Here is a 25,274-nt window from a genome sequence, read left to right as displayed (position 1 = left end):
GAGTGCGCATGACCACGCTTTATGGAATGGCCGACAGCGGCAACTGCTACAAGCCCCGGCTGCTGATGGCCAAACTGGGCATTCCTTTCACCAATGTGGAGGTCAGTTCGCACACCGGCGATACCCGCAAACCGGACTATGTGGCGAAGAATCCGAACGCCATGGTGCCGCTGCTGGAACTGGATGACGGCAGACGCCTGGCAGAATCCAACGCGATTCTCCTCTACCTTGCCGAAGGAACGCGCTTTCTGCCCTCCGACAGGTTTGAGCGGGCGCTGGCCTACCAATGGCTGTTCTTCGAGCAATACAGCCATGAGCCGTATATCGCCGTGAGGCGGGCGCTGCTGACTTTCCCCGAACGCGCCAGGGACGCCACGCCGGAACGGCTGGCGACGACGCTTGAGCGGGGCAACAAGGCGCTGGGCGTGATGGAACAGCGCCTGGCGGCGAGCCCGTTCTTCGCCGGCGGTTACAGCGTCGCCGATATTGCGCTCTATGCTTACACGCATGATGCGGGAGCAGGCGGCTTCGATCTTGGCGCCTATCCGGCTGTCTCGGCCTGGCTGAAGCGGGTCGAGACCGATCCGGGCCACGTGCCGATGGACTGGCTGCCATGAGCTTCCGTCGGCTATGTCAAGGAGATCTCCTGTGATCCTGATCGGACAATATGATTCATCGTTCGTCCGCCGGGTTGGCATCGCGCTGACGCTTTACGACCTGCCGTTCGAGCACCGGCCCTGGTCCACCTTCGGCGATGCGGACAAGATCCGGCCGTACAACCCGCTGACGAGAGTGCCGACTCTGGTGCTGGACGATGGCGACGTGCTGATCGAGAGCCATCTGATCATCGAGCATATCGACCGGCTGGTCGGACCGGAGCAGGCGATGTATCCGGCGGCGGAGCCGCAGCGCCATCGGGCGGTGAAAATCGCGGCGCTGGTGATGGGCATGGCGGACAAGGCCGTCAGCCTGTTCTACGAGATGCGGCTGCACAGCCACGTTTCCGACCAGTGGGTGGCACGGTGCAAGGCGCAGATCGACGGCGTTCTGGCGGTTCTGGAAGAGGATCGCGCGGCGCGCGGCACGGACTACTGGTTCGGGGAGCGGATCGGCCATGCCGACATCGCCGTTGCGGTCGCCCTGAGGCATCTCAACGATTCGCATCCGGGGCTCGTCGACATGACAGCCTATCCGGCGCTTACGGCGCACGCGGCGCAGCTTGAGGCCATGCCGGTGTTCCAGTCGGTGTCGCAGCCCTTCATCGCGCCATCGTAAGGCGGCACTGCTTTTCGTCGCACCAAACCGACCGCTTTGGGCGGCATGCACCAGGCAAACAAAAAGGCGGGCATAGCCCGCCTTCCATTGTCAGGTAGCCTGACCGGGAGTTTTTTGACCGATGCCGGCGGCAATCTGCCGCTTCGGCTTTTCGGACCTTCCACTCCGGCGCGCTTCTCGCGCGGCCATCAGTACATCCGTGACCTGCCGTGCGCCCCGAGCCTTCGCCCGGCGCGCGCCTTGCAGATCAGGCTGCCTTGCTCAGAGACCCAGCGGACGACTTGCCGGTGCGGCGGTCCTGCTCGATCTCGAAGTTGATCTTCTGACCTTCGACGAGCGTCGAAAGACCAGCCCGCTCAACGGCGGAGATATGAACGAAAACGTCGGCGCCGCCGTTATCGGGCTGGATGAAACCATAACCCTTGGTGGCGTTGAACCATTTTACCGTTCCAGTTGCCATGCGATTTTTCCTTACAGTTCGCTTGCTTTGCTTTGACCGAATGAATTCCCGGTCGATTGTATCGAGATTTTGGAGAAAGACGTCAGCAAACGCGAAAATCGCGAGGCGCGGGTCAATCGGCCCGAAATATCAACGCCGTCCATATAAGCGGCTTTAGCGGTAAAAACAAGATAGCGTGATCGAACGGGCGCTTCCAAGACCGCAAACCACGTCCAATGCGACGCAGGCCGCAGCCATGAAACTCTTGCGGCATGGCGTGCGTTGTAGTCGATTGCCGATCGGGCACAGATGCAGCCCGCTGCTGGAGAATGCCGATGAAGACCGTCTTGTTCACTGTTTGCCTTTCGCTGGTAGCGGTGCAGGCACATGCAATCTCACGCTATAATCCCACCCAGATGAGTTGCGACCGGGTGCAGTCAACCGTCGATCGTCAAGGCGCGGTGATCCTGCGCTACACGTCGCCCCGTTCGGGCGTGCCGCTGTACGATCGGTACGTGCGCGACAGTCGCTTTTGTCCCAACGGGCAGATACGAAACCAGGTCTTTGTGCCCAGTGCCGATATCAAGTCCTGCCCGGTTTATAACTGCAAAGAGCAGGAGCGGGACCGTCGTTTCCCTTGGCTCCTTGACGACTAGGCTCCTTTAGGGATTAGCCGGTCACGCTGGAAGTCAGAAACCGAATGATTTCTGCGCCACGGGAGGCGGGCCTAGCCGCACGCCTTCCAGCGCCAGCATCTTTTCCTTGGTGACCGCGCCGCCCGGAGCGGAAAAGCCGCCAATCTTGCCGCCGGCCGCCGTTATGCGGTGGCAGGGTATGACCAGCGGGACGGGATTGGCGCCCAGCGCGGCGCCCGTTTCGCGCGGAAGACCGGCATGGCCGGCGCGCTTCGCCAATTCGCCATAGGTCGTGGTTTCGCCGAACCGCAGCTTCCTGGCTTCGTCGTAGATGGCGAGCCGAAACCCATCCACGTCCGACAAATCCACCGGTACGTCGGAGAAATCCACGATTTCTCCGACGGCGTAGGCCTTGATCGCGTTGACCGCAGCGGCGATCCAGTCCGGCAGGTGACCCTGGCCGGAATCCGTGAAGCCGAGACGCGATAGCCGATGCTCGACCGCGCTTCGGCTGGATTGCGGCAGGCACAGACGTGTCAGCCCCGAGGTGCTCCACGCAATGCCCATGAAACCCATGGCGGTTTCGAAAACCATATGACCGGAGGATGCTATGGCTGTCATGGCCTGCTCCTTGAAATCGTGTACAAATCAGGAACAGAATTGCATTTTCCGCCTGTTCGCACCACCCGAAACTTGCAGAAGGCACGGATTGCGGGGCGAGGGAAGCTGCTGTAAGGAAAACTTAACGTCCGATCAACGGAACCAGACGGCGCTTGGCTTCCTCTCCGATCCTTCTGGCAGTCGCTGCGCGATTGCGCCCACAGCCGCTCTTGGCCATTTTCCTGCTCGCCTGCGGGAGCGTTTCCGGATGCTCAACGACTTCACAGGTCGCGCAGGCGCCGAGCATGGCGCAAACAGCAGGCGCCGCTGCCGGAACGGATGCAGGCTATCCCGTGCTGCCGGAGACGGTTTCGGTTCTGCCTCAACCGTCCAACCCCGCCTATGCGGGTGGTGACAACGTTGCCGGCGTCGCCGTTCAGGGCCAGATGGTTGCAACCGCGTCCGCGCAGGGCGGCGCGCCCGCGGTGGCGGCGCAGACGGCGGCTTTTGCCGGCCCGACGCCACAGGCTGTGCAGCCTGCCGGCGCACCGATCACGGCACCGGCCGGTCTGGCGGTTGCCATGGTCGTGCCGGAGGCTCCGAGCAAGCTTGGCGTGCGGGGCGAGATCGACAAGCTGATCGACAAATATGCCGCTGTTTATGAAGTGCCGGTCGATCTGGTGCGCCATGTGGTCAATCGTGAAAGCACGTTCAATCCCCGCGCCTACAATCGCGGCCATTGGGGGCTGATGCAGATCAAGCACGCCACGGCGCGCGGCATGGGCTATGGCGGGCCGGCGAGCGGCCTGTTCGACGCGGAAACCAATCTGAAATACGCAGTCAAGTATCTGCGCGGCGCCTGGCTGGTGTCTGACGGCAATCCCAAGCGGGCGGACCGGCTCTACCAGACCGGTTATTACTACGAAGCCAAGCGCAAGGGCATGCTGGAGGCGACGGGCCTCGGCATCGACCGCAAGCGCCGGCAACGCGGACCGGCGCCGGCAATTCCGTCTGCGGAACCGGAAGCCTGATCGCGGCGAAACGCTCGCGCCATCCCGGATTCTAACTGCTTTCTGAAAACCTCCCGGCCCTACCGGCTAGCCCAGCGCGATCCGTTCGCCGTGGCGGTACAGCGCCAACGATCCTGCAAGAACCAGGAACGTGATCCCGCACAAGCGATCCAGCCAGACGGCGCCTGGCTTTTTCAGGAACCGGACGATCTGCGAGCCGAAACCGGCATAGGCCAGCATCGCCACGATATCGACGATCGCCACGATCAGGGACATTTCCAGATATTGACGGCTTTGCGGACGGCCCGGATCGATGAACTGCGGCAGCAGCGCCGCGAAGAAGAGATAGTTCTTCGGGTTGCTGACCGCGATCAGAACGCCCTTGAGGAAGATCGATTCCGAGCGTTCGGATGCCCGGTTCTCCACGGACGACAATTCATCGCTCAGCCCGCCCGACGCCAGCAATCGGATGCCAAGGAAAGCCAGATAGCAAACGCCGGCCCATTTGAAGATCGAGAACAGAAGTTCCGAGGCGACAAACAGGGCGCCGAAACCGGCGGCGACGACGGCGATCAATATCAGGTCCGCCAGGATAACCCCGGCCATACCGATGCAGGCGCGGCGCACGCCGAAGCGTGATCCGTTGGAGAGGGCAAGCAACATGTCCGGTCCGGGGGATGCGATGCTGATCATGGTAACCAGCGTGAACGCAACCAGGGTCGCGTCATCCATGGCAATCCTCCACATCCATGCGGTTTGCCGGCTTAGCCGCCGATCCGCCTCCTCGCGGTCGACAACCAGACATGACGTCACGTCATATCAGGGACATCGCATTCTGCGAAAGATTAAGTTGGAAAAGTAGTCTCTGCAATAGGAAATGTCGCTGAAAAAAAATTGTTGACGCATATCTTCAGCTTTGCAAGATTTGTCTCAAAATCAAGACGGTCTACCTCGAGTGTGTTTTCTTAGACGCGAAAGGGCTTTCGAACATGACCAAGGTTTCAGCAACAGAACTTGACAATCCGGCCCGCAAGATCGCTTTGGATCATCTGCAAGCCCAAGGCTATACGCGGCAGGGTCTTCCATTGGACCAGGACGTGGCGCAGGCTTTTGCTCAACTCGCCAACGGCGCCTGGGAACTTCCCATCGACGTCTACTACAAGCCGGGCAACCGCCGGCGTACCATCAACCGCTACCGGGCGGTGGTGACGGAAGACGGCATCGAGATTTCGTCGGCCGAAGACGGCACGCCTTACTTCCAGGACAAGAAATACAACACCACGCTGGGCGGCATGGGCCGGGAATATCCGCCCCTGCCGGCGGCTCTTTCGTCCAGCCCAGGCCTGCACAAGGCAATCGCGCACCATCTGGCAAGGCTTCCGCTGTCGGTGCCGGGCCAGCAGTATGACGTGAATTTGCACGTGATGCGGTACTCGGCCCTGCCGGACAAGCCCTGCGACACGAGCCCCTCGGGCTTCCACAAGGACGGCGAGAAATACATCGCCGTCACCCTCTTGGCCTTCTGCGGCGTTTCCGGCGGGGAGGTGGCCATCGCCAACAACGACAAGGTGCAGCAGGACAGCTTTGTCATGCGCGAGATCGGCGAGACCTACACGATCGACGACGAGAAGGTCTGGCACAAAATGTCGCCCGTGCATGTCGCCCCGCACAACGGCTTCGCCTACCGCGACATCCTGCTGTTCGATTTCATTCCGGTAGGCTGGACGGCGACGTACTGAAGAATCTCATTTTCCTTTCCTCAAGATCATCGGCGGGCTCATCATGGATGTTTTCACTTATCTGGAACCCGACAATTACGAGATGGAGGAATGGTCCCGGCCCGACGAGATGGGCATGTTCCAGGGCTTCTGGATGCATGCGCAGGCCGAGCTGGATAGCCTGCGCAAGGCCAGGATCGCGGATTTGTGCTGTGGCACCGGCATGTCCCTGCTTGGAATGGCGTCGCACCCCAACATCGCATCGGCGGTTGGCGTCGATATCGAGGAACGGAACATCGCGTTCTGCCGGTCGCGGTTCCAGACATACAGCAAGGTCAGCTTTGTTCTGGCCGACGTGCTGAAATGGCTGGCGACGGAAAAAGACTATGATCTGCTGACCTTGTCCTCGGCGTTCCACCATATCGACCATCCGCGCCAGCAGCATTTCGCCGACCTGATCTGCGGTGCGCTGAAACCGGGCGCCAAGGCGATCTTCGCCGAAAACATCGTGGCGCCGTTCGAGAAGGCGCTAACGCCGGGCTACATGAAGTCGGTCACGGCGTTTTATGACGCGGTCCATGACGCGGCCGTGCAGAGCCGTCCGAACATTCCCAACCGGATCAAGAAGCTGATCAAGGAAAATGTCACGCTTGCCGAGCGTGGCGAGGTGGAATTCAAGGTGTGCCGGCCTCACTTCGTGAAGAACATGGAAAACGCCGGAATGAAGCTGCTCTACGAAGACAAGTGCTGGCCCATGGGCCGGACGCTGCCGGGCAATGCCGGCAACTTCGTCTTCGTCTTCGAGAAGCTGTAAGGGGCGGACAGGGAACCGGATTCGCCTGCCACTACCAGGACCCGGTTCTAGAAATAGTCCTGCAGGGGCCGGACCTCGAGGCTGCCGGCTTTCAGCGCGGCAATCGCCTCCGCCACCGCTTCGGCGCCCCACAGCGTCGTGTAGTAGGGCACTTTCTGCATCAGCGCGGCGCGGCGCAGCGATTTCGAATCCGATCCGAGCTTGTTGCGGTCGGTGGTGTTGAAGACGATGTGGACCTGCCGGTTGCGGATGGCGTCCTCGATGTGCGGCCGTCCTTCCTGCACCTTGTTGATTTTTTCCGCGTCGACGCCTTTTTCCTGCAGAAAACGAGCTGTCCCGGAGCTGCCGAGGACCTTGAAACCAAGATCTGCAAGCCGCTTGACGGTGGGCAGGATGCCGTCCTTGTCCTCGTCGCGCACCGAGACGAACAGGGTGCCGGACCGGGGCAGGTCGATGTTGACGCCGAGCTGGCTCTTGGCGAAGGCCATGGCGAAATCGCGGTCCAGCCCCATGGCCTCGCCGGTCGATTTCATTTCCGGCCCGAGCAGGATGTCCACGCCGGGGAACCGGGCAAAGGGGAACGCCGCTTCCTTGACCGCCACATGGCCGGGATTGCGAGGGTCCGGCATGGCGCCGTAGTGGGCGAAAGCGTCTTCCAGCTTTTCGCCCGCCATGATGCGGGCCGCGATCTTGGCGATGGGGCGGCCAATCGTCTTGGCGACGAAGGGCACGGTGCGGGAGGCGCGCGGATTCACTTCGAGCACATAGATGATGCCGTCCTTGATGGCGTACTGGACGTTCATCAGGCCGCCGACATGCAACGCGCGGGCAAGAGCCGACGTCTGCCGTTCCAGTTCATCGACCATCTCGCCCGAAAGCGAGTGGACCGGCAACGAGCAGGCGCTGTCGCCGGAATGGATGCCGGCTTCCTCGATGTGCTCCATGATGCCGGAGATGAAGGTGGTCTTGCCGTCGCTGAGGCAATCGACATCGACTTCGACCGCGCCCGACAGGTAGGTGTCGAAAAGGAGCGGATTCTTGCCGAGCAGGGTGTTGATCTGACCGGTCTTGTCGTTCGGGTATTTCTGCTTGATGTCTTCGGGTACCAGACCCGGCACGGTGTCGAGAAGATAGGACTGGAGCTGGCTCTCGTCGTGGATGATCTGCATGGCGCGGCCGCCCAGCACATAGGACGGGCGCACAACGAGCGGAAAACCGAGTTCGCCCGCGACAAGGCGCGCCTGTTCAACCGAATAGGCGATGCCGTTCTTCGGCTGGGTGAGCGACAGTTTCTGCAAGAGCTTCTGGAAACGGTCGCGATCCTCGGCCAGGTCGATCATGTCGGGCGATGTGCCGAGGATCGGGATGCCTGCCTTTTCGAGGGCCTCGGCCAGTTTGAGCGGCGTCTGCCCGCCGAACTGCACGATGACGCCGACCAGCGTGCCGGCCGTCTGCTCGACGCGCAGGATTTCCAGCACGTCTTCGGGCGTCAGCGGTTCGAAGTAGAGACGGTCCGACGTGTCATAGTCGGTCGAGACCGTTTCGGGGTTGCAGTTGACCATGATCGCCTCGAAGCCTGCGTCGCGCAGTGCAAAGGCCGCATGGCAGCAGCAATAGTCGAACTCGATGCCCTGGCCGATGCGGTTCGGGCCGCCGCCGAGGATGACGACCTTCTTGCGCGTCGATACCATCGCCTCGTCGGCCAGCTTGCCGGCGAAGGGAACCTCGTAGGTCGAATACATATAGGCCGTGGGCGAGGCGAACTCGGCGGCACAGGTGTCGATGCGCTTGTAAACCGGATGAACGCCGGCCTTTTCACGAATCTTCTGAATCTCTTGCGTGTCTTTCTTTACGAGTGATGCGAGGCGTGCGTCCGAGAAGCCCATGGCCTTCAGCATGCGCAGATTGGCAGCGTCCTCGGGCAGGCCGTGCTCGCGCACGCGCGCTTCCATGGCGACGATCCCGGCGATCTGTTCCAGGAACCAGGGGTCGATCCGGCACATCGCATGGACGTCTTCGAGCGAAACGCCCATGCGGATCGCCTGCGCCACCATGCGCAGCCGATCGGGCGTCGGCGTTGCAAGCGCGCCGCGGATGGCATTGCGGTGATCATCCGCGTCGCCCTGACCGACGCCGGGTATCTCGATCTCGTCCAGACCGCTAAGGCCCGTCTCCAAACCGCGCAGCGCCTTCTGCAGGGATTCCTGAAAAGTCCTGCCGATGGCCATGACTTCGCCGACCGATTTCATGGCGGTGGTCAGGGTGGTTTCGGCGCCGGGGAATTTCTCGAAGGCGAAGCGCGGGATCTTGGTGACGACATAGTCGATGGACGGTTCGAACGAGGCCGGGGTGGCGCCGCCGGTGATGTCATTTTCCAACTCGTCCAGCGTGTAGCCGACGGAAAGCTTCGCGGCGATCTTGGCGATAGGGAAACCCGTCGCCTTGGAGGCGAGCGCGGAGGAACGCGAGACGCGCGGGTTCATCTCGATGACGACGAGCCGGCCGTCGGCGGGATTGACCGCGAACTGCACGTTGGAGCCGCCGGTCTCGACGCCGATCTCGCGCAGCACCGCGATCGAGGCGTTGCGCATGATCTGGTATTCCTTGTCGGTCAGCGTCAGCGCCGGCGCGACGGTGATGGAGTCGCCGGTGTGGACGCCCATCGGGTCGATGTTTTCGATCGAGCATATGATGATGCAATTGTCCGCCCTGTCGCGGACAACCTCCATCTCATACTCCTTCCAGCCGAGGACGGATTCTTCGATCAGAACCTCTGTCGTGGGGGAGGCATCGAGACCGGACTGGACGATGTCGTAGAATTCGGCGCGGTTGTAGGCGATGCCGCCGCCGGTGCCGCCCATGGTGAAGGACGGACGGATGATCGCCGGCAGGCCGACATGATCGAGCGCCTGCGCGGCAATGGCCATGCCGTGGCTGATATAGCGCTGCTTGCGGTCGCCTTCGCCCAGGTTCCATTGTGTTTCCAGCGCGTCGAGCGCCGTATCCAGATCGGCGGGCGCCTCGGCTTTCAGCGCGGCGCGCTGGGCCTCGTGCTTCTTTCGATCCTCGTCTTTGACGGCCGACGCATTGGCCAGCATCGAACGGGGTGTTTCCAGCCCGATCTTCGCCATGGCTTCGCGAAAGAGCGAGCGGTCCTCGGCCTTGTCGATGGCTTGGGCGTCAGCGCCGATCATCTCGACGCCGTAGCGCTCCAGAACGCCCATGCGACGAAGCGACAGCGCTGTGTTGAGTGCGGTCTGGCCGCCCATTGTCGGAAGCAGCGCGTCGGGCCGCTCCTTGGCGATGATCTTGGCCACCACTTCCGGCGTGATCGGCTCGATGTAGGTGGCGTCGGCCAGTTCGGGATCGGTCATGATCGTGGCCGGATTCGAATTGACCAGGATGACGCGAAAGCCTTCCTCCCGCAGCGCCTTGCAGGCCTGGGTGCCGGAATAGTCGAACTCGCAGGCTTGGCCGATGACAATGGGGCCGGCCCCGATGATCAGGATCGACTTGATGTCGGTGCGTCTTGGCATGGGTGGCGGTCCGTCCGGGCAGTGGCTTGCGCAAAAAGCCGGGCGGAGGTTCTCCGTTTCGCGCGCTAACGCGCCGCGGGGCCGACCGGTGCACAAGGGTCTAGATCAAGGCTAGACCGGGCTTATAGGGGAGGTTGAGCCACTATGTAACCCCCAAAAATGCGACCTTCTGGTCTCCCCGCGCAGGGCGGGGTTTGCGGCGATTTCAGGCGCTTTGAGCGTTCCCGGCTTTTTCCACAGCAGGCGAAGCGAGGTCGCCGGTGCCGGCAAGAACGGAATCCAGCAGACCTGGAAAGCGCCTGTCGAGGTCGGCGCGGCGCAGGGTGGTGAAGCGGCTGGTGCCGGAGGCTTCGGTATGGGTCACGCCGGACTCCCGCAGCTTGGCCAAATGGTAGCTCAGATTGGTCTTGGAGCAGATGTCCAGGAAATGACTGCAGGTCACCGGTCCGTCGTCCTTGCGCGCCAGTTCAGCGACGATGGCCAGCCGCGTCGGATCCCCCAGCACGGAGAGCACGTTGGGAAGGCTGATCTGGTCGGTCTGGGGGTGCGGAAGATACATGGGCTGAAATTAAGAACCTTTGCCTGCCTGTTCAACGTGAACGCAATCGCCTGTTTGCCGCGATGCCATCGCCCTCGTGACATCAGGCTGTCAGGAAGGTTGTGGCATAGAATTGACAAAAGGCCAAGCAAGGTCCAATTGTTCAATGAATTTTGAACTAAGGACATTTCCATGGACAAGCGCCTTATCTGGCTGGCGGTCGGATCGTTCACGATTGCGACCGAAGGCTTCGTCATTTCCAGCCTGCTTCCCGACATTGCCCATGACGCGGGCATCTCCATCCCACTGGCCGGATCGCTCATCACGGCTTTCGCGTTCGCTTATGCGTTGGGTACGCCGATCCTGGCGACGTTGACCGGCGACTGGGACCGGCGCCGCGTCATCTTGTGGACGCTGGCGTTTTTCGTGCTCGGCAATCTGATAGCGGCGCTCAGTTCCTCCTTCGAAGTACTGCTCGCCGCACGCATCGTGATGGCGCTGGCTTCCGGCCTGTTTGCTTCCACCGCGCAATCGACGGCGGTCGCACTGGTCGATCAACATCATCGGGCGCGGGCGATCGCCGTCGTCGTCGGCGGCACCACGGTCGCCGTCGCGGTCGGCGCGCCATTCGGCGCGCTTATCGCGGCGATGGTGGGTTGGCGCGGTACGTTCTATGCCATAGCCGGGCTCGGTGCGCTGGCCGGAGCGATCCTGGCGTGGCGACTGCCGCGCGGCATTCCGGGCACCCGGCTCTCGCTGCAGGAGCGGCTTGCCGCCGCTTTCCGGCCAGGAGTACCGGCGATCCTGCTGACGACTGTCCTGGCGCTGATGGGCGCGTTCACCGTCTTCTCCTATATTGCGCCATTGGCGGCGGATACCGGGCTCGGCGCGATGGCGCTGCCGGCGATCTTGCTCGGGTTCGGCGTCGGCGCAGTGATCGGCAACATTGCCGGTGGTCAGGCTGCGGATCGGTTCGGCGCCTCGCGCACGGTCGCCTGGTCAATGGGACTGTCCACCGTGGTCCTGCTTTTGCTGGCGGCGATCCCGGGCCTGCTGCCGGATCGTCTCGCCGGCCCGGCGCTGATCGCCATCATGGTGCCGTGGGGCATTGTCGGCTGGGCATTTCCGCCGGCGCAGGCCAGCCGCATCGTCAAGCTGGCGCCGGATGCCGCGCCGATCGTGCTGTCGCTGAATGCGTCCGCGCTCTATCTCGGCGTGGCGCTAGGCGCTCTGCTCGGCGGTGCCGTCCTCAATTACGGCACGCCGACCGATCTCGGCCTGGTCGGCGCGGTGTTCTCATTCGCCTGTCTGGCGGTGATCCTGGTCAGCGGCCGTCGCGAGGCCCGGCTGGCCGCAGTGCCCGCGGAGTGAACAAGGCCAGTGTTTGAAGGTTGGCCCAACCACTAAAGTCCGACGAAGGTGTCGTAGAGCAGCTTGAAGTTCAGGCTGAGGATCAGCGCCGCTACAATCCACGCCAGGACGACGATGCCGCGTGAGACGGCGAAGTTCCCCATCTTCTTCTTGTCCGAGACGAAGTGGACCAGCGGGATGACGGCGAAGGGCAGTTGCATTGACAGGACGACCTGCGACAGCACCAGGAGTTCGGCCGTGCCCCTTTCGCCATAAATCCAGGTGACGACGACGACCGGGACGATGGCGATGCCGCGCGTCAGCAGGCGGCGGGCCCATTGCGGGATGCGCAGATGGAGAAAGCCTTCCATGACGATCTGGCCGGCGAGTGTCGCCGTCACGGTGGAGTTCAGGCCCGAAGCGAGCAGCGCCACCGCAAACAGGGTTGAGGCGATGCCGAGGCCGAGCAGCGGCGACAGCAACTCGTAGGCCTGGCCGATCTCGGCCACGTCCTGATTGCCGGTGCCGTGGAAGGCGACCGCCGAAACGATGAGGATGGCCGAGTTGACGAAAAGCGCCAGCATCAGCGCGATTGTCGAATCCACTGTCGCCCATTTGATGGCGTCGCGCTTGCCGGCGTCAGTGCGCTCATAGGCGCGGGTCTGCACGATCGATGAGTGCAGGTAGAGATTGTGCGGCATCACGGTGGCGCCGATGATGCCGATGGCGATGTAGAGCATCGCCGGATTTGTGACGATTTCCGAAGAGGGCACGAACATCGAGTGCAGGATCGAGCCGGCCGGCGGGGCGGCGGCGAAGATCTGGATGGCGAAGCAGCCGAAGATGATGATCAGAAGCGCGATGACGAAAGCCTCGAGATAGCGGAAGCCCTTGTTCATCAGCAGCAGCACCAGGAAGGCGTCGAGCGCGGTGATCAGCGCACCGCCAATCAACGGGATGCCGAACAGGAGGTTCAGCGCGATCGCCGTGCCTATGACCTCGGCGAGGTCGCAGGCGATGATGGCAAGCTCGCAGGCGACCCACAATGCGTAGGCGACCGGGCGCGGATAGTAAGCGCGACAGGCCTGGGCGAGGTCCCGGCTGGTGGCGATGCCCAGCCGCGCGGCCAATGCCTGCAGCAGGATCGCCATCAGGTTGGAGAGCATGATGACGAAGAGCAGCGTGTAACCGAACTGCGCGCCGCCGGCGAGGTCGGTCGCCCAATTGCCGGGATCCATATAGCCGACCGAAACCATGTAGCCCGGGCCCATGAAGGCGAAGAGCCGTCGGAACCACATACCGGTGCTCGGCACGGGCACGGAGGCGTTGACCTCCGGCAGGCTCGGCAGGGCATCGCCAGTCCGGCGGAAAAAACGCCATTCTTCCTGCAGCGCGGCGAGGGTCTTCGTATCCGACATAGGTTTATCCTGCTGAATGCAATCCGTTCGCAGCCAATGTATGCTGAGGCTGAACATTATGCAATATGCTATATTTCATTGTCTTTGCTTTTTATCGTTGATGCGGCCGGCGTGATTTTTGTTGCAGTTCCACGTTGCATCGGCATAAGCCGTGCCGCCGACCCGTGTATAAATCGCCACGAAGAATCAAAGCACGTGCTATAAAAGGAATTGGTTCTGTCAGCGGCTTGAGGGAGATCGGTTTGGCATCCAGAAAACCAGTGCTGCGAGACGAGCCTCTGCCGGACGCCGAAGTGCACTCGGAAGGTTTCCGCCAGACGCGGGAAGCCCGCCGCAGTGCATTGGTCGAGGACTATGTCGAACTGATCGCCGACCTGATCGAGGACGGCAACGAGGCGCGGCAGGTCGATATTGCTGCAAGGCTCGGCGTGGCGCAGCCGACAGTGGCCAAGATGCTGACCCGGCTCTGCGCCGACGGATTGGTGTCGCGAAAGCCGTACCGGGGCGTTTTCCTCACGGAAGCGGGCCGCAAGATGGCCGAGGAAAGCCGTGTCCGTCACCAAACGGTGGAAGCGTTTTTGCGTTCGCTCGGCGTCAGCGCCGAGACGGCCCGCATCGACGCCGAGGGTATCGAGCATCATGTCAGCGGCGAGACGCTGGAGGCATTCCGGCGCGCGATGGCCCACCGGACCTGACGTTTTCCAAGCTTGTTGCGCATCTTCCATCGGTTGGCGGAACCGCTGGCGGTGGGCCGGCGTTGCACCGATGTCCGCGAGAGACCGCGGCGACAAGGGAGGAATAGCCATGGGCGTCGAACAAGCACCTACTGCCAAAGGCAAGAAGGCGGCACAAGGATTGCGGCAGTCCGCCGCAAAAAACGAGCGCGAAACGGAAGCCGATATGGGCAAGCCGCTGAAGAAGGGCGCCGCACGCTTCGATGAGCGCGCCAGAAGCTCCGATGGCAAGAGCGCCGGAGCCAAGCAGAAAGACTGATCTCAGCCGCTCTTTTTCGCGTCTGTCGTCGAAGCCGGCTTTTCCGAGCAAATGTCGCGAACGATGCCGCGCAGCCAGCGGTGTGCCGGATCGGCGTCCATGCGTGGATGCCAGAGCAGCGATATGGTGATGTTGTCCTTTACAAAGGGCAGCGCAAAGCTTGCCATGCCGTCACGCAGATTTCCCGTATAGCGCTCGGGAACCGTGGCGATCAGGTCCGATGCGCGGGCCAGCGCCAGCGCCTCTGAAAAGCCGCCGACGACGGTGACGATAGTACGCTTCAGTCCGAGCGACTCGAGCAGATCGTCGATACGCGCCAGATCCCGCGGCAGGCTCTCCTTGCTTTGGATGATGACATGCCGCGCCGCGGCATAGGTTTCCGGCGTCGCCGGCGCGCCGGCGAGCGAATGCCCGGCCCGCACCACGCCGACAATGCGGTCGCGGAACAGCGCCTGGGTGCGGATTTCCGGTCCCATCGCGTCAATGACGACCCCGGTTTCCATATCGACCGAGCCATCGCGCAGCGGAGAGCTCTCCCTGCCCAATTTTGGCAGGAAGACCAGCCGCACGCCGGGCGCTTCCGCTTCGACCCGCGCTATCAGGCCAGGCCCGAAATTCTCGACAAAACCGTCCCGCGAGCGCAGCGTGAACGTCCTTGTCAGCTTGGCAAGGTCCAGCGCCTGCGCCGGGCGGAGGACGGCTTCGGCTTCCTTGACCAGAGCGCCAACGCGACCGACAAGCTCGATCGCCCTTGGCGTCGGCACAAGACCGCGTCCAGCCCGCACGAGCAGCGGGTCGCCGGTCGTTTCGCGAAGGCGCGACAGGGCCCGGCTCATCGCTGACGGGCTGAGGCGCAGTTTCCTGGCCGCGCGAGCAACGCTGCCTTCCACCAGCAGGACATCAAGTGTGACCAGGAGATTCAGATCGGGGCGCGTCATGCCTTCAACCTAGCATGAACTTGTTCACAAGACATGGCGTCGTGCGCACGAATAGAGTGCAAATGCTGCGTGTTCCGCAATCTTGCTGGAAGGCGTAGGTCTCCGGCAATCAGTTCGGAGCCCGATATGCCAAGTTCTCCAGATATCTCGACCTTGACGCCACATGCGCCCAACGTTGGAAAACCGGCTTCGCGTAGAGGCGCACTGGTCAGTCTATCCCTCGCCATGGGACTGTCTTCGCTGAGCGCGAGCATCGCGACGATTGCGTTGCCCGCGCTGACGCAGGCTTTTGCAGCGCCGTTCCAGCACGTGCAGTGGATCGTCATCGCTTATCTACTCGCCATCACGGCAGCTATCGTCAGCGTTGGGCGGCTCGGCGACATCGTCGGGCGCCGGAAGCTGCTTCTTGCTGGCCTTGCCTTGTTCACGGGGGCTTCCGCCGCCTGCGCAATGGCGCCGACATTGTGGCTGCTGGTGGCGGCGCGCGGTGCGCAGGGTCTGGGCGCCGCGGTGATGATGGCTCTGACGATGGCGATGATCAGCGAGAATGTGCCGAAGGACAGAACGGGCAGCGCGATGGGCCTGCTCGGCACCATGTCGGCCATCGGCACCGGGCTCGGTCCGTCGCTCGGCGGACTGTTGCTTGCCTGGGCAGGATGGCGGGCGATATTTCTGGTCAACGTGCCGGTTGGCATTCTCGCGCTTTGGATGACCGCCCGCTTCCTGCCAGCCGACAGAATGAGCGCCAGACAAGCCGGCCAGCGTTTCGATATTGAGGGCACGTTGCTTCTTGCCGCAACGCTTGCCGCTTTCACCCTGGCGATGACGGTGGGCAAGGGGCATTTCGGCGGGGTTAACTTGGTGCTGTTGATCGCGGCGTTCGTCGGTATGGGCCTGTTCCTGGCTGTCGAGGGCCGGGTCTCTTCACCGCTGATCCGCCTGTCGGTTTTCGCCGATCTGGAATTCAGCGCCGGCTTGGCGGCGACCGCCGCCTCGATGGTAGCCATGATGACGACGATGATCGTCGGGCCTTTCTATCTGGCAGTGGGGCTTGGACTGGGCGCTGTCGCAATCGGCCTCATCATGTCGGTTGGGCCGGCGATCAGCATGGCGGGCGGGGTCTTTGCCGGTCGAATCGTGGATGCCGTCGGCGCAAGCCTCATTGTTCTCGTCGGCCTGACGGCGATGGCCAGCGGATCTGTCCTGATGTGCATCCTGCCCCTTGTTTTCGGTGTCGCGGGTTATGTCGGCGCGACATTCATATTGTCTTCCGGCTACATCCTTTTCCAGGCCGCCAACAATGCGGCTATCATGTCGGATGTCGCAGCAGGCGAGCGGGGCGTCATTTCGGGCATGCTTTCCCTGTCGCGAAACCTCGGCCTGATTGCAGGAGCATCCGTGATGGGCGCGCTTTTCGCCCATGCCGTCGGCGCCGTTGAGATAGCGACCGCGGCGCCCGCGGCGGTGGCCGCCGGGATGCGGCTGACATTCGGCGTCGTCGCGGCGCTTCTTGTCGTCGCGGTCGCCTCGGTCCTGGCCGCCCGCCGGTTGGCCCACCGGCAGACGGAACTGAAGACATTGGTTTGAAGTCGAAAAATCTTGTGACTTGCAGCAACCCTTGCGCTAACTGTTGGTTAAAGGCAGACGCTTGAAGCGACGGAACACGAGGAACGCACCATGCTTTGGAAAGGCCGCCGTCAAAGTGACAATGTCGAGGACCAGCGCGGCAGCGGGGGCGGTTTCGGCGGCGGCTTCGGGCGACAGCCCGGACAGTTCCGCATTCCTATCGGTGGCCGGGCGGGCGGCGGCGGTCTCTCGACCATCGTCATCCTGGTGGTGCTTTTCTTCGCGCTGAAGGCATGCGGCATCGATCCGATGCAGATCCTTGCAGGTGGCGGTGGCGGCGAGATTGCTCCCGGCGGCGGGCAGATCACCGACAACAGCGCCCGTACCGCTCCGCAGACGGACGACGAGATGAAGCAATTCGTTTCCACCGTCCTGGCGGAGACGGAGGACGTCTGGACGGGCGTGTTCCAGGCCAACGGCCTCACCTACGAGCAGCCGAAGCTGGTCCTGTTCAGCGGGCAGATACGCTCCGCTTGCGGATTCGCTTCGGCGGCATCGGGTCCGTTCTATTGTCCGAATGACCAGAAGGTCTACCTGGACACCGATTTCTTCCAGCAGCTTTCGCGCCAGTTCGGAGCATCAGGCGATTTTGCCGAGGCTTACGTCGTCGCGCATGAGGTGGGCCACCACGTCCAGAACCTCACCGGCATCCTCCCCAAGTTCAACCAGATGCGGCAGCGGATGAGCGAGGCGGATTCCAACCACATGTCGATGCAGGTCGAGTTGCAGGCCGATTGCTTTGCCGGTGTGTGGGGCCATTTCACGGCGCAGAAAGGTATCCTTGAGCAGGGCGACCTGGAAGAAGCGCTCAACGCCGCCCAGCAGATCGGCGACGACACGCTGCAGAAGAAAACGCAGGGCTATGTCGTTCCCGAGAGTTTCAACCATGGCACCTCGCAGCAGCGGCAGACGTGGTTTGCCCGGGGCTTCAAGAGCGGCAAGTTGTCGGACTGCGATACGTTCAACAATCCAATCTGATCATGATGCGCTGGCGCGTTGCAACCAAAGAGTAAATATCAAGCGTAAAATTAGGCATTGCTCATAGGCCAATGCCGAAACGAATTGTTGCTAGCTTACCCGGGAATTTTGGGGTGGCAGGCTGACAATGTATAAGACCGTCAAGCGCTTTTCAGGCGATCGCGCAGGCAATTTCGCTATCCTCGCCGGGGTTCTCTCCCTGCCGTTGCTTCTGGGCGTCGGCATGGCGCTGGATTATTCGACCATTTCGCGAACGCGCTCAAATCTGCAGAACAGTCTCGATACCGCCGTGCTGGCCATCGCCAGGGAAGGCGAACACATCACCGACGATCGCGCCAAGGAACTGGCCGGGCTTTTCGCCCGTGAGAACACTGACTGGAACGTCAAGAACCTGCAGGTCACCCATGTCGGCACGTCCTTCAAGGTGGAAGGCACGGTCGATGCGCCAATCGCCTTCGGTCCGCTCTTCGGCTACAAGCAGTGGCCGGTGACCGCGTCGTCGACTGCGGACATCGCCTACGCCTCCTATGAGGTCGGCTTGGTGCTCGATACCACGGGCTCGATGGCGGGCGGCAAGCTCGCCGCCATGAAGGATGCGGTCGACGCCCTCGTTACCGACATGTCCGACCAGGTCAGCAACAAGGAAAAGCTGAAATTCGCGATCGTGCCGTTCTCATCCTTCGTCAATGTCGGACCCGGGTTCGGGCCGTCATTCGACAAGAAGGGTAAGCAGATCGCCGGAACCGGCGCCAATTGGCTGGATTTGAAGGGCGCCAGCAATATCCCGCAATCCGAACTGTCGGCTGGCGCCAGCCGGTTCCAGCTTTATGAAAATCTCGGCCAGAAGTGGTCGGGCTGTGTGGAGACACGCGACAGCACCGACGCCGCGGCCGATCCCTCCAAGCCCGGGACGTTGTTCGTGCCGGCTTTCGCGATCGATGAGCCCGACACTGGCGGTTACTTCAACAGCTACATAGAGTCCGACGCGAAGATCAAAGACAACAGCGTCAAGGAAAAGAAAGCGCGCTGGAAAAAGTACGGCGTGAAACCCGACGGCTCCGGAAATCCAACGAACGGTGGGTTGCTCTACGCACTACTGTCGCCAGTCATAAGCCTGCTTGGCGGAAACACCCACCCGACTGTGCCGATCGATGTCCGTACCGTAGGCGGTTACGGCAAGACCGGCCCTGGTTTCGCCTGCCTCACCGAGCCGATCATGGCGCTGTCCAATGATTACAGCACGATCAAGACCAAGGTCGAAGCGCTGACGGCGAATGGCAACACCAACATCATGGAAGGCGTGGCCTGGGGCATGCGCGTGCTTTCGCCCGGCGAGCCGTTCGCCCAGGGCAAGCCCGTGGCGCCTGGCCTGCAGAAGATCATGGTCGTCCTGACCGACGGCAGCAACGTCATGGGAAATGCCTCGAACGCGCTCGGCTCCAGTTATTCGGCGCTTGGTTATCTTGTCGATGGCAGGGTGGGTATCAGTGTCGGCGGCTCCGGCGCCACCAACGCGGCGATGAACACCAAGACGCTGGAAGCCTGCACCAATGCCAAGGCGCAGGGCATCGAGATCTACACGATCAGGCTTGAGGAGCCGAACGTCGCCACCGGCACCATGCTGAAGGAGTGCGCGAGCTCGCCGGAGAACTTCATCGACGTGCCCTCGCGTGCGCAACTCGACGAAGCGTTCAGCAAGATCAAGGACCGGATCTTCACGGTGCGCATCTCGTCCTGATGCGACGCCGGTGAACCACGGCATCGAGCAGCATCACCATACTGCGCCACCGGTCGCCATGCGGCCGGTGGCGACTGATGTCAGGATGATCCGTGGTCCAGCGTTCAGGCGTTGTTGCCGCAACAGGGCTCGCCTATAACCGTCGCCCGTCCGTGCCGCCTCTGACCAACGGCCCGGGCAAGCGAACGGAACATGGCCATGATCGACGCCAGGACCACCAAGCGCGGCCTCGTGCTTGTCTTCACGACGCTGCTTCTCGATGTCATCGGCTTCGGCATTATCATGCCGGTTCTGCCGGCCTATCTGCGCGAACTGACCGGCGAAAGCATCAGCGGCGCGGCGATCGAAGGCGGCTGGCTGTTCTTCGTCTATGCGGCGATGCAGTTCGTATTCGCGCCGGTAATCGGCAACCTCAGCGACCGTTTCGGACGCCGGCCGGTGCTGCTCGCATCGGTGTTCACCTTCGCCATCGACAATCTGATCTGCGCCATCGCGTGGTCGTACCCCATGCTGTTCATCGGGCGCGTGCTGGCCGGTATCAGCGGCGCCAGTTATTCGACGACTTCGGCGTTCATCGCCGATGTCAGCAACGATGATAACCGGGCGAAGAATTTCGGCCTGCTTGGCATCGCCTTCGGCGTCGGATTCGTCATCGGCCCGGTGCTGGGGGGCTTGCTCGGCACGTTGGGGCCGCGGGTGCCGTTCTATTTCGCCGCCGGGCTTGCCTTCCTCAATTTCGCGGTCGGCTATTTTCTGCTGCCGGAAACGCTGGAACCGCACAACAGGCGGAAATTCGAGTGGAAGCGCGCCAATCCGCTCGGGGCACTGAAACAGATGCGCAACTACCAGGGCATCCGCCCGATCCTGGTTGTCTTCTTCCTGATGACGCTCGGCCACATGATGTATCCGGCGGTTTGGTCGTTCGTCTCCAGCTACCGCTACGGCTGGAGCGAGCAGCAGATCGGCTTTTCGCTCGGCGCGTTCGGCCTGTGTGGCGCTTTCGTGATGGCGGTGATCCTGCCGCGGATCGTCCCGAAGATCGGCGAATGGAGGACGGCTGCCATCGGCCTTGCCTTCACCGCGATGAGCGCTTTCGGCTATGCCTTTGCATGGCAGGGCTGGATGATCTACGCGGTGATCGTCGCCGGTTGCCTTGAGGCGCTGGCCGATCCGCCGCTGCGCAGCCTCGCCGCCGCCAAGGTGCCGCCCTCGGCGCAAGGCGAGTTGCAGGGCGCGATGACCTCGATCTTTTCGATCACGTCGATCATCACGCCGCTGCTCTATACGGCCATCTTCTCATGGTTCACCGGCCCGAATGCGCCGGCCGTCTTCGCCGGCGCGCCCTATGTGGTGGGCGGCGTCTTCCTGGCGCTGTCGCTGCTGGTCTTCATCATGACGGTGGTCAAGCCGACGCCCAAGGAGGTCGAGCGGATGGATGAGGCTGAAGCGGCCGGCGCCGGCGGGCATTGAGGGTTTTTATCCTCCCCTTTATGGGAAGGAGTTGACGCGGAGCGTCGGGGTGGGGGGCGGAGAGCCAGATGTGGTCCTCATGCTCCCGTTTTCGCAATCTCCGCTACGCTTCAATTGCTCCACGACCTCCCCACAAGGAGGAGTAAAGACCCTTAAGCCCGCTCGGCCAGCGCCGGTTCGCCGCGTTTTGCACGGATCAGATTGACGAAGCGGCGGAAGAGGTAGTGCGAATCCTGCGGGCCGGGCGAGGCTTCCGGGTGATGCTGGACCGAGAACACCGGGCGTCCGGTCAGCGCGATGCCGCAATTCGAACCGTCGAACAGGGAAACGTGCGTTTCCTCGACCGTGTCGGGCAAGGATTCGCTGTCGACCGAGAAGCCATGGTTCATGGAAACGATTTCGACCTTGCCGGTGGTGTGATCCTTGACCGGATGGTTGGCGCCGTGGTGGCCCTGGTGCATCTTCTGGGTCTTGCCGCCGACGGCCAACGCCAGCATCTGGTGGCCGAGGCAGATGCCGAAGACCGGAATATCTGTCTTCAATATATCCTGGATGACCGGCACGGCATATTCGCCGGTCGCGGCCGGATCGCCCGGGCCGTTCGACAGGAAGATGCCATCGGGTTTCATCGCCAGGATCTCGTCGGCGCCGGTTTTCGCCGGCACCACGGTCACCTTGGCGCCGAGACCGGCGAGCAGGCGCAATATGTTGCGCTTGACGCCGTAGTCGATGGCGACGACGTGCATCGTCGGTTCCTGCTGTTCGCCATAGCCCTCATCCCACACCCACGGCGTTTCCTTCCACACCGAGGACTGGCCGGACGTGACGTCCTTCGCCAGGTCGAGACCGACAAGGCCGGACCAGGCCGCCGCCTGCCGTTTAAGATCGTCCACATCGAACTTGCCGTCCGGCGCATGGGCGATCACTGCGTTCGGCATGCCCTTTTCGCGGATCAGGCCGGTCAGGGCACGCGTATCGATGCCGCAAAGGGCGACGATGCCGCGCCGCTTCAGCCAGGCGTCGAGATGCTCCTTCGCCCGATAGCTGGACGGGTCGGTGACGTCCGCCTTGAAGATGGCGCCGACTGCACCGGAGCGGGCCGCGGGGTTCAGGTCTTCGATGTCCTCGTCATTGGCGCCGATATTGCCGATATGCGGGAAGGTGAAGGTGACGATCTGGCCGGCATAGGAGGGATCGGTGAGGATCTCCTCATAGCCGGTGAGGGCCGTGTTGAAGCACACTTCCGCGACGGCCGAACCGGTGGCGCCAAGGCCTCGCCCTTCGATCACCGTGCCATCGGCAAGGACGAGCAGGGCGGTCGGGACTTCGGTTGCCCAAGGGGCGGTCGTGGCCATGGCGGCACTCCATCGATACATTGCTGCGTCGATCTCCGCGGGGAGTTTTGCGCAGCAAAAGACACCGGGCGATACCGCCCGTGCCATTCCTGTAACCAAGTGTGGTTGCAAGGCCTTCACATAGGGGAAGGCAAGCACAGCGTCAATCAGGCCGTCCGTTCCGGCAAGCCTGTGACGCTGCGTTGTAGTTGGAGAGTTATACTTGAGCCGTGCGCCTATTCGTTGATTTCCGGCTCGACGAGCTTGGCTAAATTCCGCAAGGACTCCTGCCAGCCGAGGTAGCAGGCCTCTTCAGGGATGACGTCCGGTATGCCTGCCTGCTCAATGTTGATCTCGGTGCCGCACGAAACCTTCTTCAGCGTCACGGTCACCAGCATCTCGCCCGGCAGGTTGGCATCGTCGAACTTGTCAGTATAACGCAAGCGTTCGCCGGAAACGAGTTCGACATAGTCGCCGCCAAACGAATGGCTGTTGCCTGTGGTGAAGTTGCGGAACGACATTTTGAACGTGCCCCCGACCTTTGCTTCCAGATGATGAACGGTGCAGGTAAAACCGTTGGGCGGAAGCCATTTGGCAAGCGCATCCGCCTCGGTGAAGGCGCGATAGAGCTTCTCCGGGCTGGTTGTCAGGACGCGGTGCAGGCGGACAGTACTGGGCATCTGGTTCATCCTTTTGATTGACTGAGTGAATGCTCCAAGGACGAACACAGTCTCGGCCATCCGACATCCGCTTGCAAATTTTCCTCTCAAGGGCGGAGCGTCCCGTCCGCCCTTGAGGTTTGCGCCAAAATGCCCTTTATCCATTCGGGGATCAGCAGGAGCAGCGCCAATGCGCGAGAAACTCACCGACGAAGTCAAAACCGCCATGAAGGCGGGCGACAGATCCCGCCTTTCGACGCTCAGGCTCATCCAATCGGCCATCACCGATCGCGATATCGCCAATCGCGGTACGGGCAAGGATGCGGCCAGCGACGACGACATTCTTCAGATACTGGCCAAAATGGTGAAGCAGCGCGAGGAGTCGGCCAAGGCCTTCGAGGATGGCGGTCGCCCCGAACTCGCAGCCAACGAGCGGGCCGAAATCGGCATCATCCGCGGATTCCTGCCCAGGCAGATGGATGAGGCCGAGACCGAAGCGGCCATCCGCGGCGCAATAACCCAGACCGGCGCCGCCGGCGTCAAGGACATGGGCAAGGTGATGGCGGCGCTGCGCGAGGCCTATACCGGCCAGATGGATTTCGGCAAGGCGAGCAGCACGGTCAAGTCGCTTCTCCAATAAGCCCTGGACTTTACCTAGCCGCGCGGCGTTAATTTTTCTGGTAGCGGCGCGGGCTGCCGTCCGAACGGGATTTTCAGCCAGGCGCGTTCGTGCAGGTAGTAAAGCAGCGATTTGGTGAAGACCTCGGTCACGCCTATCGCCGCCGCGAGTTTCACGCTGCCCGTCACCACCAGAGAAATGATGACCGTATCGACGGTGCCGGTGAGGCGCCAGGAGAGAGCCTTGGCGAAACTGCGTGAATGAGTGTCCATGGCCGTCCTCCCGATCCAAGGCCTGGCATTGGTAGCCAACCCGTCGGCGTTGGGCAAAGTCGATTTTTCGATTGGCTGGGTCGCCACCGCAATGAGGTGTCTTTAGTCCTCGAGAGAGGCTGTTGTCTATGACGCTGAGGCTGGGGCAGGCGGCCGCGCGCCGCTGCGTTGTTCCCAGGCATAGGACAGGGCCGCTGCGACCACGGCGACGACCATCGCCACAATGCCGGCAAGCGGCAGGCTGCGATAGCCGTAGCCGGCATTGAGCATGGCGGCCCCGAGAGAAGCGGCCAGCGCGATGCCGATGTTGAACCCCGAGGGAATGAGCGACGAAGCAAGGTTCGATGCATCCGCCGTCCAGGTGAGGATGCGGGTCTGGACCGGCGCCCCAATGGAGAAGTTCAGCGCGCCCCAGAGCGTGATCGCGATGACCATGGGCACGGGATAGGGGCTGACGGCATAGATCACCGCGAGCAGCACGCCCTGCAGCGCCAGCATGGCGATCAGCGACGGCATCAGCTTCCAGTCGGCCAGCTTGCCGCCGACGAAGACGCCGATCGTGGCGCCGACACCGTTGAGCAGCAGCACCCAGGGAATGAAACGCGCTTCGATCCCGGTTACCTCCAGCAGGAAAGGGGTGATGTAGGTGTAGAGGCAGAACTGGCCGATCATCAGCATCAGCATGAGGATCAGCGAGGTCCAGACCTGCTGACGGCTGAGGGCGCGGACTTCATCCGCCAGATTGCTGGACCGTTTCTTTTCCGTCCGACCGCTGGGCAACAGGATGGCGATGGCGATCAGCGCCGCGATACCCAGCGCGCACATCACCCAGAATGTCGCCCGCCAACCCCAAATGTTTCCGATGGCCGTGCCGGCCGGTACGCCGACAATGTTGGAGACGGTGAGGCCGGAGAGGATCAGCGCGACGGCCATGCCGCGCTGCCGTTCCGGCACGAGGCCGACCGCCACCACCATGGCGACGCCGAAATAGGCGCCATGCGCCACGGCGACCGCGACGCGTAGCGCCAGCATGGCGGGGAAATCCTGCGCCATTGCGCAGGCGGCCTGGCCGATGGTGAAGGCGACGGTTAATCCCAGCAACAGCGTCTTGCGGGAAATCCTGGCGGTGGCCAGCGTCAGCAGCGGGCCGCCAACGGCGATGCCGATCGCATAGCCGGAGACGAGATAGCCGGCGGTGGGAATTTCGACGCCGAGCCCTTCGGCAACCTCCGGCAAGACCCCGGCTATGACGAATTCGGTAGTACCGAAAGCGAAGGCGGCAAGAAACAGGGCGATCAGGGGAAGCGGCATGCG

At 62.4% G+C, this 25,274-nt stretch carries 25 protein-coding genes; 14 read left to right on the top strand and 11 right to left on the bottom strand.

The genetic code is table 11. The features are described 5' to 3' along the window. Positions 1-8: 8 nt before the first annotated feature. Both ASD44_RS09060 and ASD44_RS09055 read left to right on the top strand, forming a co-directional pair. Positions 9-617, top strand: a complete 609-nt coding sequence (locus ASD44_RS09060; RefSeq protein WP_056110841.1) for a glutathione S-transferase family protein — start codon at positions 9-11, stop codon at positions 615-617. Between the two features lie 31 nt (positions 618-648). Next, positions 649-1,275, top strand: a complete 627-nt coding sequence (locus ASD44_RS09055; protein ID WP_056110839.1) for a glutathione S-transferase family protein — start codon at positions 649-651, stop codon at positions 1,273-1,275. A gap of 247 nt (positions 1,276-1,522) precedes the next feature. On the opposite strand, the gene ASD44_RS09050 is transcribed toward ASD44_RS09055, so the two are convergent. Next, positions 1,523-1,735, bottom strand: a complete 213-nt coding sequence (locus ASD44_RS09050) for a cold-shock protein (RefSeq protein ID WP_056110836.1) — start codon at positions 1,733-1,735, stop codon at positions 1,523-1,525. Between the two features lie 314 nt (positions 1,736-2,049). Here ASD44_RS09050 and ASD44_RS09045 point away from each other — a divergent pair, with 314 nt between their 5' ends. After that, complete coding sequence (locus tag ASD44_RS09045; RefSeq protein ID WP_056115794.1) at positions 2,050-2,370, top strand: hypothetical protein; 321 nt, start codon at positions 2,050-2,052, stop codon at positions 2,368-2,370. Positions 2,371-2,403: 33 nt separating this feature from the next. Here the strand turns inward: ASD44_RS09045 and ASD44_RS09040 are convergent, their stop codons facing one another. Next, on the bottom strand, positions 2,404-2,970 hold the full coding sequence (locus ASD44_RS09040; RefSeq protein ID WP_056110834.1) for a methylated-DNA--[protein]-cysteine S-methyltransferase: 567 nt from the start codon (positions 2,968-2,970) through the stop codon (positions 2,404-2,406). A 284-nt stretch (positions 2,971-3,254) separates the two neighbouring features. Here ASD44_RS09040 and ASD44_RS09035 point away from each other — a divergent pair, with 284 nt between their 5' ends. Next, complete coding sequence (locus tag ASD44_RS09035; RefSeq protein ID WP_082542419.1) at positions 3,255-3,980, top strand: lytic transglycosylase domain-containing protein; 726 nt, start codon at positions 3,255-3,257, stop codon at positions 3,978-3,980. A 66-nt stretch (positions 3,981-4,046) separates the two neighbouring features. Here ASD44_RS09035 and ASD44_RS09030 read toward each other — a convergent pair whose 3' ends face one another. After that, complete coding sequence (locus ASD44_RS09030; RefSeq protein WP_056110832.1) at positions 4,047-4,691, bottom strand: LysE family translocator; 645 nt, start codon at positions 4,689-4,691, stop codon at positions 4,047-4,049. A 257-nt stretch (positions 4,692-4,948) separates the two neighbouring features. Between ASD44_RS09030 and ASD44_RS09025 the strand changes: the two genes are divergently transcribed. Together ASD44_RS09025 and ASD44_RS09020 are read left to right on the top strand one after the other, a co-directional pair. Further along, a complete protein-coding gene (locus ASD44_RS09025) occupies positions 4,949-5,698 on the top strand; it encodes a 2OG-Fe dioxygenase family protein (protein ID WP_056110830.1) in 750 nt (249 codons plus the stop codon). A gap of 43 nt (positions 5,699-5,741) precedes the next feature. Continuing rightward, the gene (locus ASD44_RS09020) at positions 5,742-6,491 is read left to right on the top strand and encodes a class I SAM-dependent methyltransferase (RefSeq protein WP_056110829.1); all 750 of its coding nucleotides are present in this window, start codon (positions 5,742-5,744) and stop codon (positions 6,489-6,491) included. A 47-nt stretch (positions 6,492-6,538) separates the two neighbouring features. Here the strand turns inward: ASD44_RS09020 and carB are convergent, their stop codons facing one another. Continuing rightward, a complete protein-coding gene (gene carB / locus ASD44_RS09015; protein ID WP_056110826.1) occupies positions 6,539-10,027 on the bottom strand; it encodes a carbamoyl-phosphate synthase large subunit in 3,489 nt (1,162 codons plus the stop codon). 205 nt (positions 10,028-10,232) lie between these two features. Next, complete coding sequence (locus ASD44_RS09010) at positions 10,233-10,586, bottom strand: helix-turn-helix transcriptional regulator (protein ID WP_056110824.1); 354 nt, start codon at positions 10,584-10,586, stop codon at positions 10,233-10,235. A 171-nt stretch (positions 10,587-10,757) separates the two neighbouring features. Here ASD44_RS09010 and ASD44_RS09005 point away from each other — a divergent pair, with 171 nt between their 5' ends. Then, positions 10,758-11,936, top strand: coding sequence for an MFS transporter (locus ASD44_RS09005; protein ID WP_056110822.1), 1,179 nt, complete (start codon positions 10,758-10,760; stop codon positions 11,934-11,936). A 32-nt stretch (positions 11,937-11,968) separates the two neighbouring features. Here the strand turns inward: ASD44_RS09005 and ASD44_RS09000 are convergent, their stop codons facing one another. Continuing rightward, on the bottom strand, positions 11,969-13,333 hold the full coding sequence (locus ASD44_RS09000) for an Nramp family divalent metal transporter (RefSeq protein WP_056110820.1): 1,365 nt from the start codon (positions 13,331-13,333) through the stop codon (positions 11,969-11,971). Between the two features lie 236 nt (positions 13,334-13,569). On the opposite strand from ASD44_RS09000, the gene mntR reads away from it, so the two are divergent. Next, the gene (gene mntR, locus ASD44_RS08995) at positions 13,570-14,028 is read left to right on the top strand and encodes a manganese-binding transcriptional regulator MntR (protein WP_056115788.1); all 459 of its coding nucleotides are present in this window, start codon (positions 13,570-13,572) and stop codon (positions 14,026-14,028) included. Between the two features lie 109 nt (positions 14,029-14,137). Then, positions 14,138-14,326 carry a hypothetical protein gene (locus ASD44_RS08990; RefSeq protein WP_056110818.1) on the top strand — a complete coding sequence of 63 codons (189 nt, stop codon included), beginning with the start codon at positions 14,138-14,140 and terminating at the stop codon, positions 14,324-14,326. 2 nt (positions 14,327-14,328) lie between these two features. On the opposite strand, the gene ASD44_RS08985 is transcribed toward ASD44_RS08990, so the two are convergent. Further along, on the bottom strand, positions 14,329-15,264 hold the full coding sequence (locus ASD44_RS08985; RefSeq protein WP_056110816.1) for a LysR family transcriptional regulator: 936 nt from the start codon (positions 15,262-15,264) through the stop codon (positions 14,329-14,331). A 126-nt stretch (positions 15,265-15,390) separates the two neighbouring features. Between ASD44_RS08985 and ASD44_RS08980 the strand changes: the two genes are divergently transcribed. From ASD44_RS08980 to ASD44_RS08965, 4 genes are all read left to right on the top strand, one after another. After that, positions 15,391-16,851 carry an MFS transporter gene (locus ASD44_RS08980; protein ID WP_056110814.1) on the top strand — a complete coding sequence of 487 codons (1,461 nt, stop codon included), beginning with the start codon at positions 15,391-15,393 and terminating at the stop codon, positions 16,849-16,851. Between the two features lie 90 nt (positions 16,852-16,941). Further along, on the top strand, positions 16,942-17,868 hold the full coding sequence (locus ASD44_RS08975) for a neutral zinc metallopeptidase (protein WP_056110812.1): 927 nt from the start codon (positions 16,942-16,944) through the stop codon (positions 17,866-17,868). 127 nt (positions 17,869-17,995) lie between these two features. Beyond that, a complete protein-coding gene (locus ASD44_RS08970; RefSeq protein WP_056110810.1) occupies positions 17,996-19,606 on the top strand; it encodes a pilus assembly protein in 1,611 nt (536 codons plus the stop codon). Positions 19,607-19,804: 198 nt separating this feature from the next. After that, complete coding sequence (locus tag ASD44_RS08965; RefSeq protein ID WP_056115785.1) at positions 19,805-21,076, top strand: TCR/Tet family MFS transporter; 1,272 nt, start codon at positions 19,805-19,807, stop codon at positions 21,074-21,076. Between the two features lie 152 nt (positions 21,077-21,228). On the opposite strand, the gene carA is transcribed toward ASD44_RS08965, so the two are convergent. Further along, on the bottom strand, positions 21,229-22,431 hold the full coding sequence (gene carA, locus ASD44_RS08960; protein ID WP_056110808.1) for a glutamine-hydrolyzing carbamoyl-phosphate synthase small subunit: 1,203 nt from the start codon (positions 22,429-22,431) through the stop codon (positions 21,229-21,231). Between the two features lie 215 nt (positions 22,432-22,646). Continuing rightward, the gene (locus ASD44_RS08955) at positions 22,647-23,090 is read right to left on the bottom strand and encodes an SRPBCC family protein (protein WP_056115782.1); all 444 of its coding nucleotides are present in this window, start codon (positions 23,088-23,090) and stop codon (positions 22,647-22,649) included. 169 nt (positions 23,091-23,259) lie between these two features. On the opposite strand from ASD44_RS08955, the gene ASD44_RS08950 reads away from it, so the two are divergent. Next, complete coding sequence (locus ASD44_RS08950) at positions 23,260-23,709, top strand: GatB/YqeY domain-containing protein (RefSeq protein ID WP_056110807.1); 450 nt, start codon at positions 23,260-23,262, stop codon at positions 23,707-23,709. Between the two features lie 14 nt (positions 23,710-23,723). On the opposite strand, the gene ASD44_RS08945 is transcribed toward ASD44_RS08950, so the two are convergent. Next, on the bottom strand, positions 23,724-23,960 hold the full coding sequence (locus tag ASD44_RS08945) for a DUF2061 domain-containing protein (protein ID WP_056110805.1): 237 nt from the start codon (positions 23,958-23,960) through the stop codon (positions 23,724-23,726). Positions 23,961-24,086: 126 nt separating this feature from the next. Beyond that, positions 24,087-25,271, bottom strand: coding sequence for an MFS transporter (locus ASD44_RS08940; protein ID WP_056115779.1), 1,185 nt, complete (start codon positions 25,269-25,271; stop codon positions 24,087-24,089). Between the last annotated feature and the right edge of the window lie 3 nt (positions 25,272-25,274).

This window comes from Mesorhizobium sp. Root554 (assembly GCF_001427025.1).
Lineage (GTDB): Bacteria > Pseudomonadota > Alphaproteobacteria > Rhizobiales > Rhizobiaceae > Mesorhizobium.
This window is presented reverse-complemented; position numbering and strand designations above follow the sequence as displayed.

Bases quoted from the DNA above. Each gene is read 5' to 3' on its own strand.
- ASD44_RS09060 (WP_056110841.1), top strand. From the start codon at position 9: ATGACCACGCTTTATGGAATGGCCGACAGCGGCAACTGCTACAAGCCC.
- ASD44_RS09050 (WP_056110836.1), bottom strand. From the start codon at position 1,735: ATGGCAACTGGAACGGTAAAATGGTTCAACGCCACCAAGGGTTATGGT.
- ASD44_RS09045 (WP_056115794.1), top strand. From the start codon at position 2,050: ATGAAGACCGTCTTGTTCACTGTTTGCCTTTCGCTGGTAGCGGTGCAG.
- ASD44_RS09040 (WP_056110834.1), bottom strand. From the start codon at position 2,970: ATGACAGCCATAGCATCCTCCGGTCATATGGTTTTCGAAACCGCCATG.
- ASD44_RS09035 (WP_082542419.1), top strand. From the start codon at position 3,255: ATGGCGCAAACAGCAGGCGCCGCTGCCGGAACGGATGCAGGCTATCCC.
- ASD44_RS09030 (WP_056110832.1), bottom strand. From the start codon at position 4,691: ATGGATGACGCGACCCTGGTTGCGTTCACGCTGGTTACCATGATCAGC.
- ASD44_RS09025 (WP_056110830.1), top strand. From the start codon at position 4,949: ATGACCAAGGTTTCAGCAACAGAACTTGACAATCCGGCCCGCAAGATC.
- ASD44_RS09020 (WP_056110829.1), top strand. From the start codon at position 5,742: ATGGATGTTTTCACTTATCTGGAACCCGACAATTACGAGATGGAGGAA.
- carB (WP_056110826.1), bottom strand. From the start codon at position 10,027: ATGCCAAGACGCACCGACATCAAGTCGATCCTGATCATCGGGGCCGGC.
- ASD44_RS09010 (WP_056110824.1), bottom strand. From the start codon at position 10,586: ATGTATCTTCCGCACCCCCAGACCGACCAGATCAGCCTTCCCAACGTG.
- ASD44_RS09005 (WP_056110822.1), top strand. From the start codon at position 10,758: ATGGACAAGCGCCTTATCTGGCTGGCGGTCGGATCGTTCACGATTGCG.
- ASD44_RS09000 (WP_056110820.1), bottom strand. From the start codon at position 13,333: ATGTCGGATACGAAGACCCTCGCCGCGCTGCAGGAAGAATGGCGTTTT.
- ASD44_RS08990 (WP_056110818.1), top strand. From the start codon at position 14,138: ATGGGCGTCGAACAAGCACCTACTGCCAAAGGCAAGAAGGCGGCACAA.
- ASD44_RS08985 (WP_056110816.1), bottom strand. From the start codon at position 15,264: ATGACGCGCCCCGATCTGAATCTCCTGGTCACACTTGATGTCCTGCTG.
- ASD44_RS08980 (WP_056110814.1), top strand. From the start codon at position 15,391: ATGCCAAGTTCTCCAGATATCTCGACCTTGACGCCACATGCGCCCAAC.
- ASD44_RS08975 (WP_056110812.1), top strand. From the start codon at position 16,942: ATGCTTTGGAAAGGCCGCCGTCAAAGTGACAATGTCGAGGACCAGCGC.
- ASD44_RS08970 (WP_056110810.1), top strand. From the start codon at position 17,996: ATGTATAAGACCGTCAAGCGCTTTTCAGGCGATCGCGCAGGCAATTTC.
- ASD44_RS08965 (WP_056115785.1), top strand. From the start codon at position 19,805: ATGATCGACGCCAGGACCACCAAGCGCGGCCTCGTGCTTGTCTTCACG.
- carA (WP_056110808.1), bottom strand. From the start codon at position 22,431: ATGGCCACGACCGCCCCTTGGGCAACCGAAGTCCCGACCGCCCTGCTC.
- ASD44_RS08955 (WP_056115782.1), bottom strand. From the start codon at position 23,090: ATGCCCAGTACTGTCCGCCTGCACCGCGTCCTGACAACCAGCCCGGAG.
- ASD44_RS08950 (WP_056110807.1), top strand. From the start codon at position 23,260: ATGCGCGAGAAACTCACCGACGAAGTCAAAACCGCCATGAAGGCGGGC.
- ASD44_RS08945 (WP_056110805.1), bottom strand. From the start codon at position 23,960: ATGGACACTCATTCACGCAGTTTCGCCAAGGCTCTCTCCTGGCGCCTC.
- ASD44_RS08940 (WP_056115779.1), bottom strand. From the start codon at position 25,271: ATGCCGCTTCCCCTGATCGCCCTGTTTCTTGCCGCCTTCGCTTTCGGT.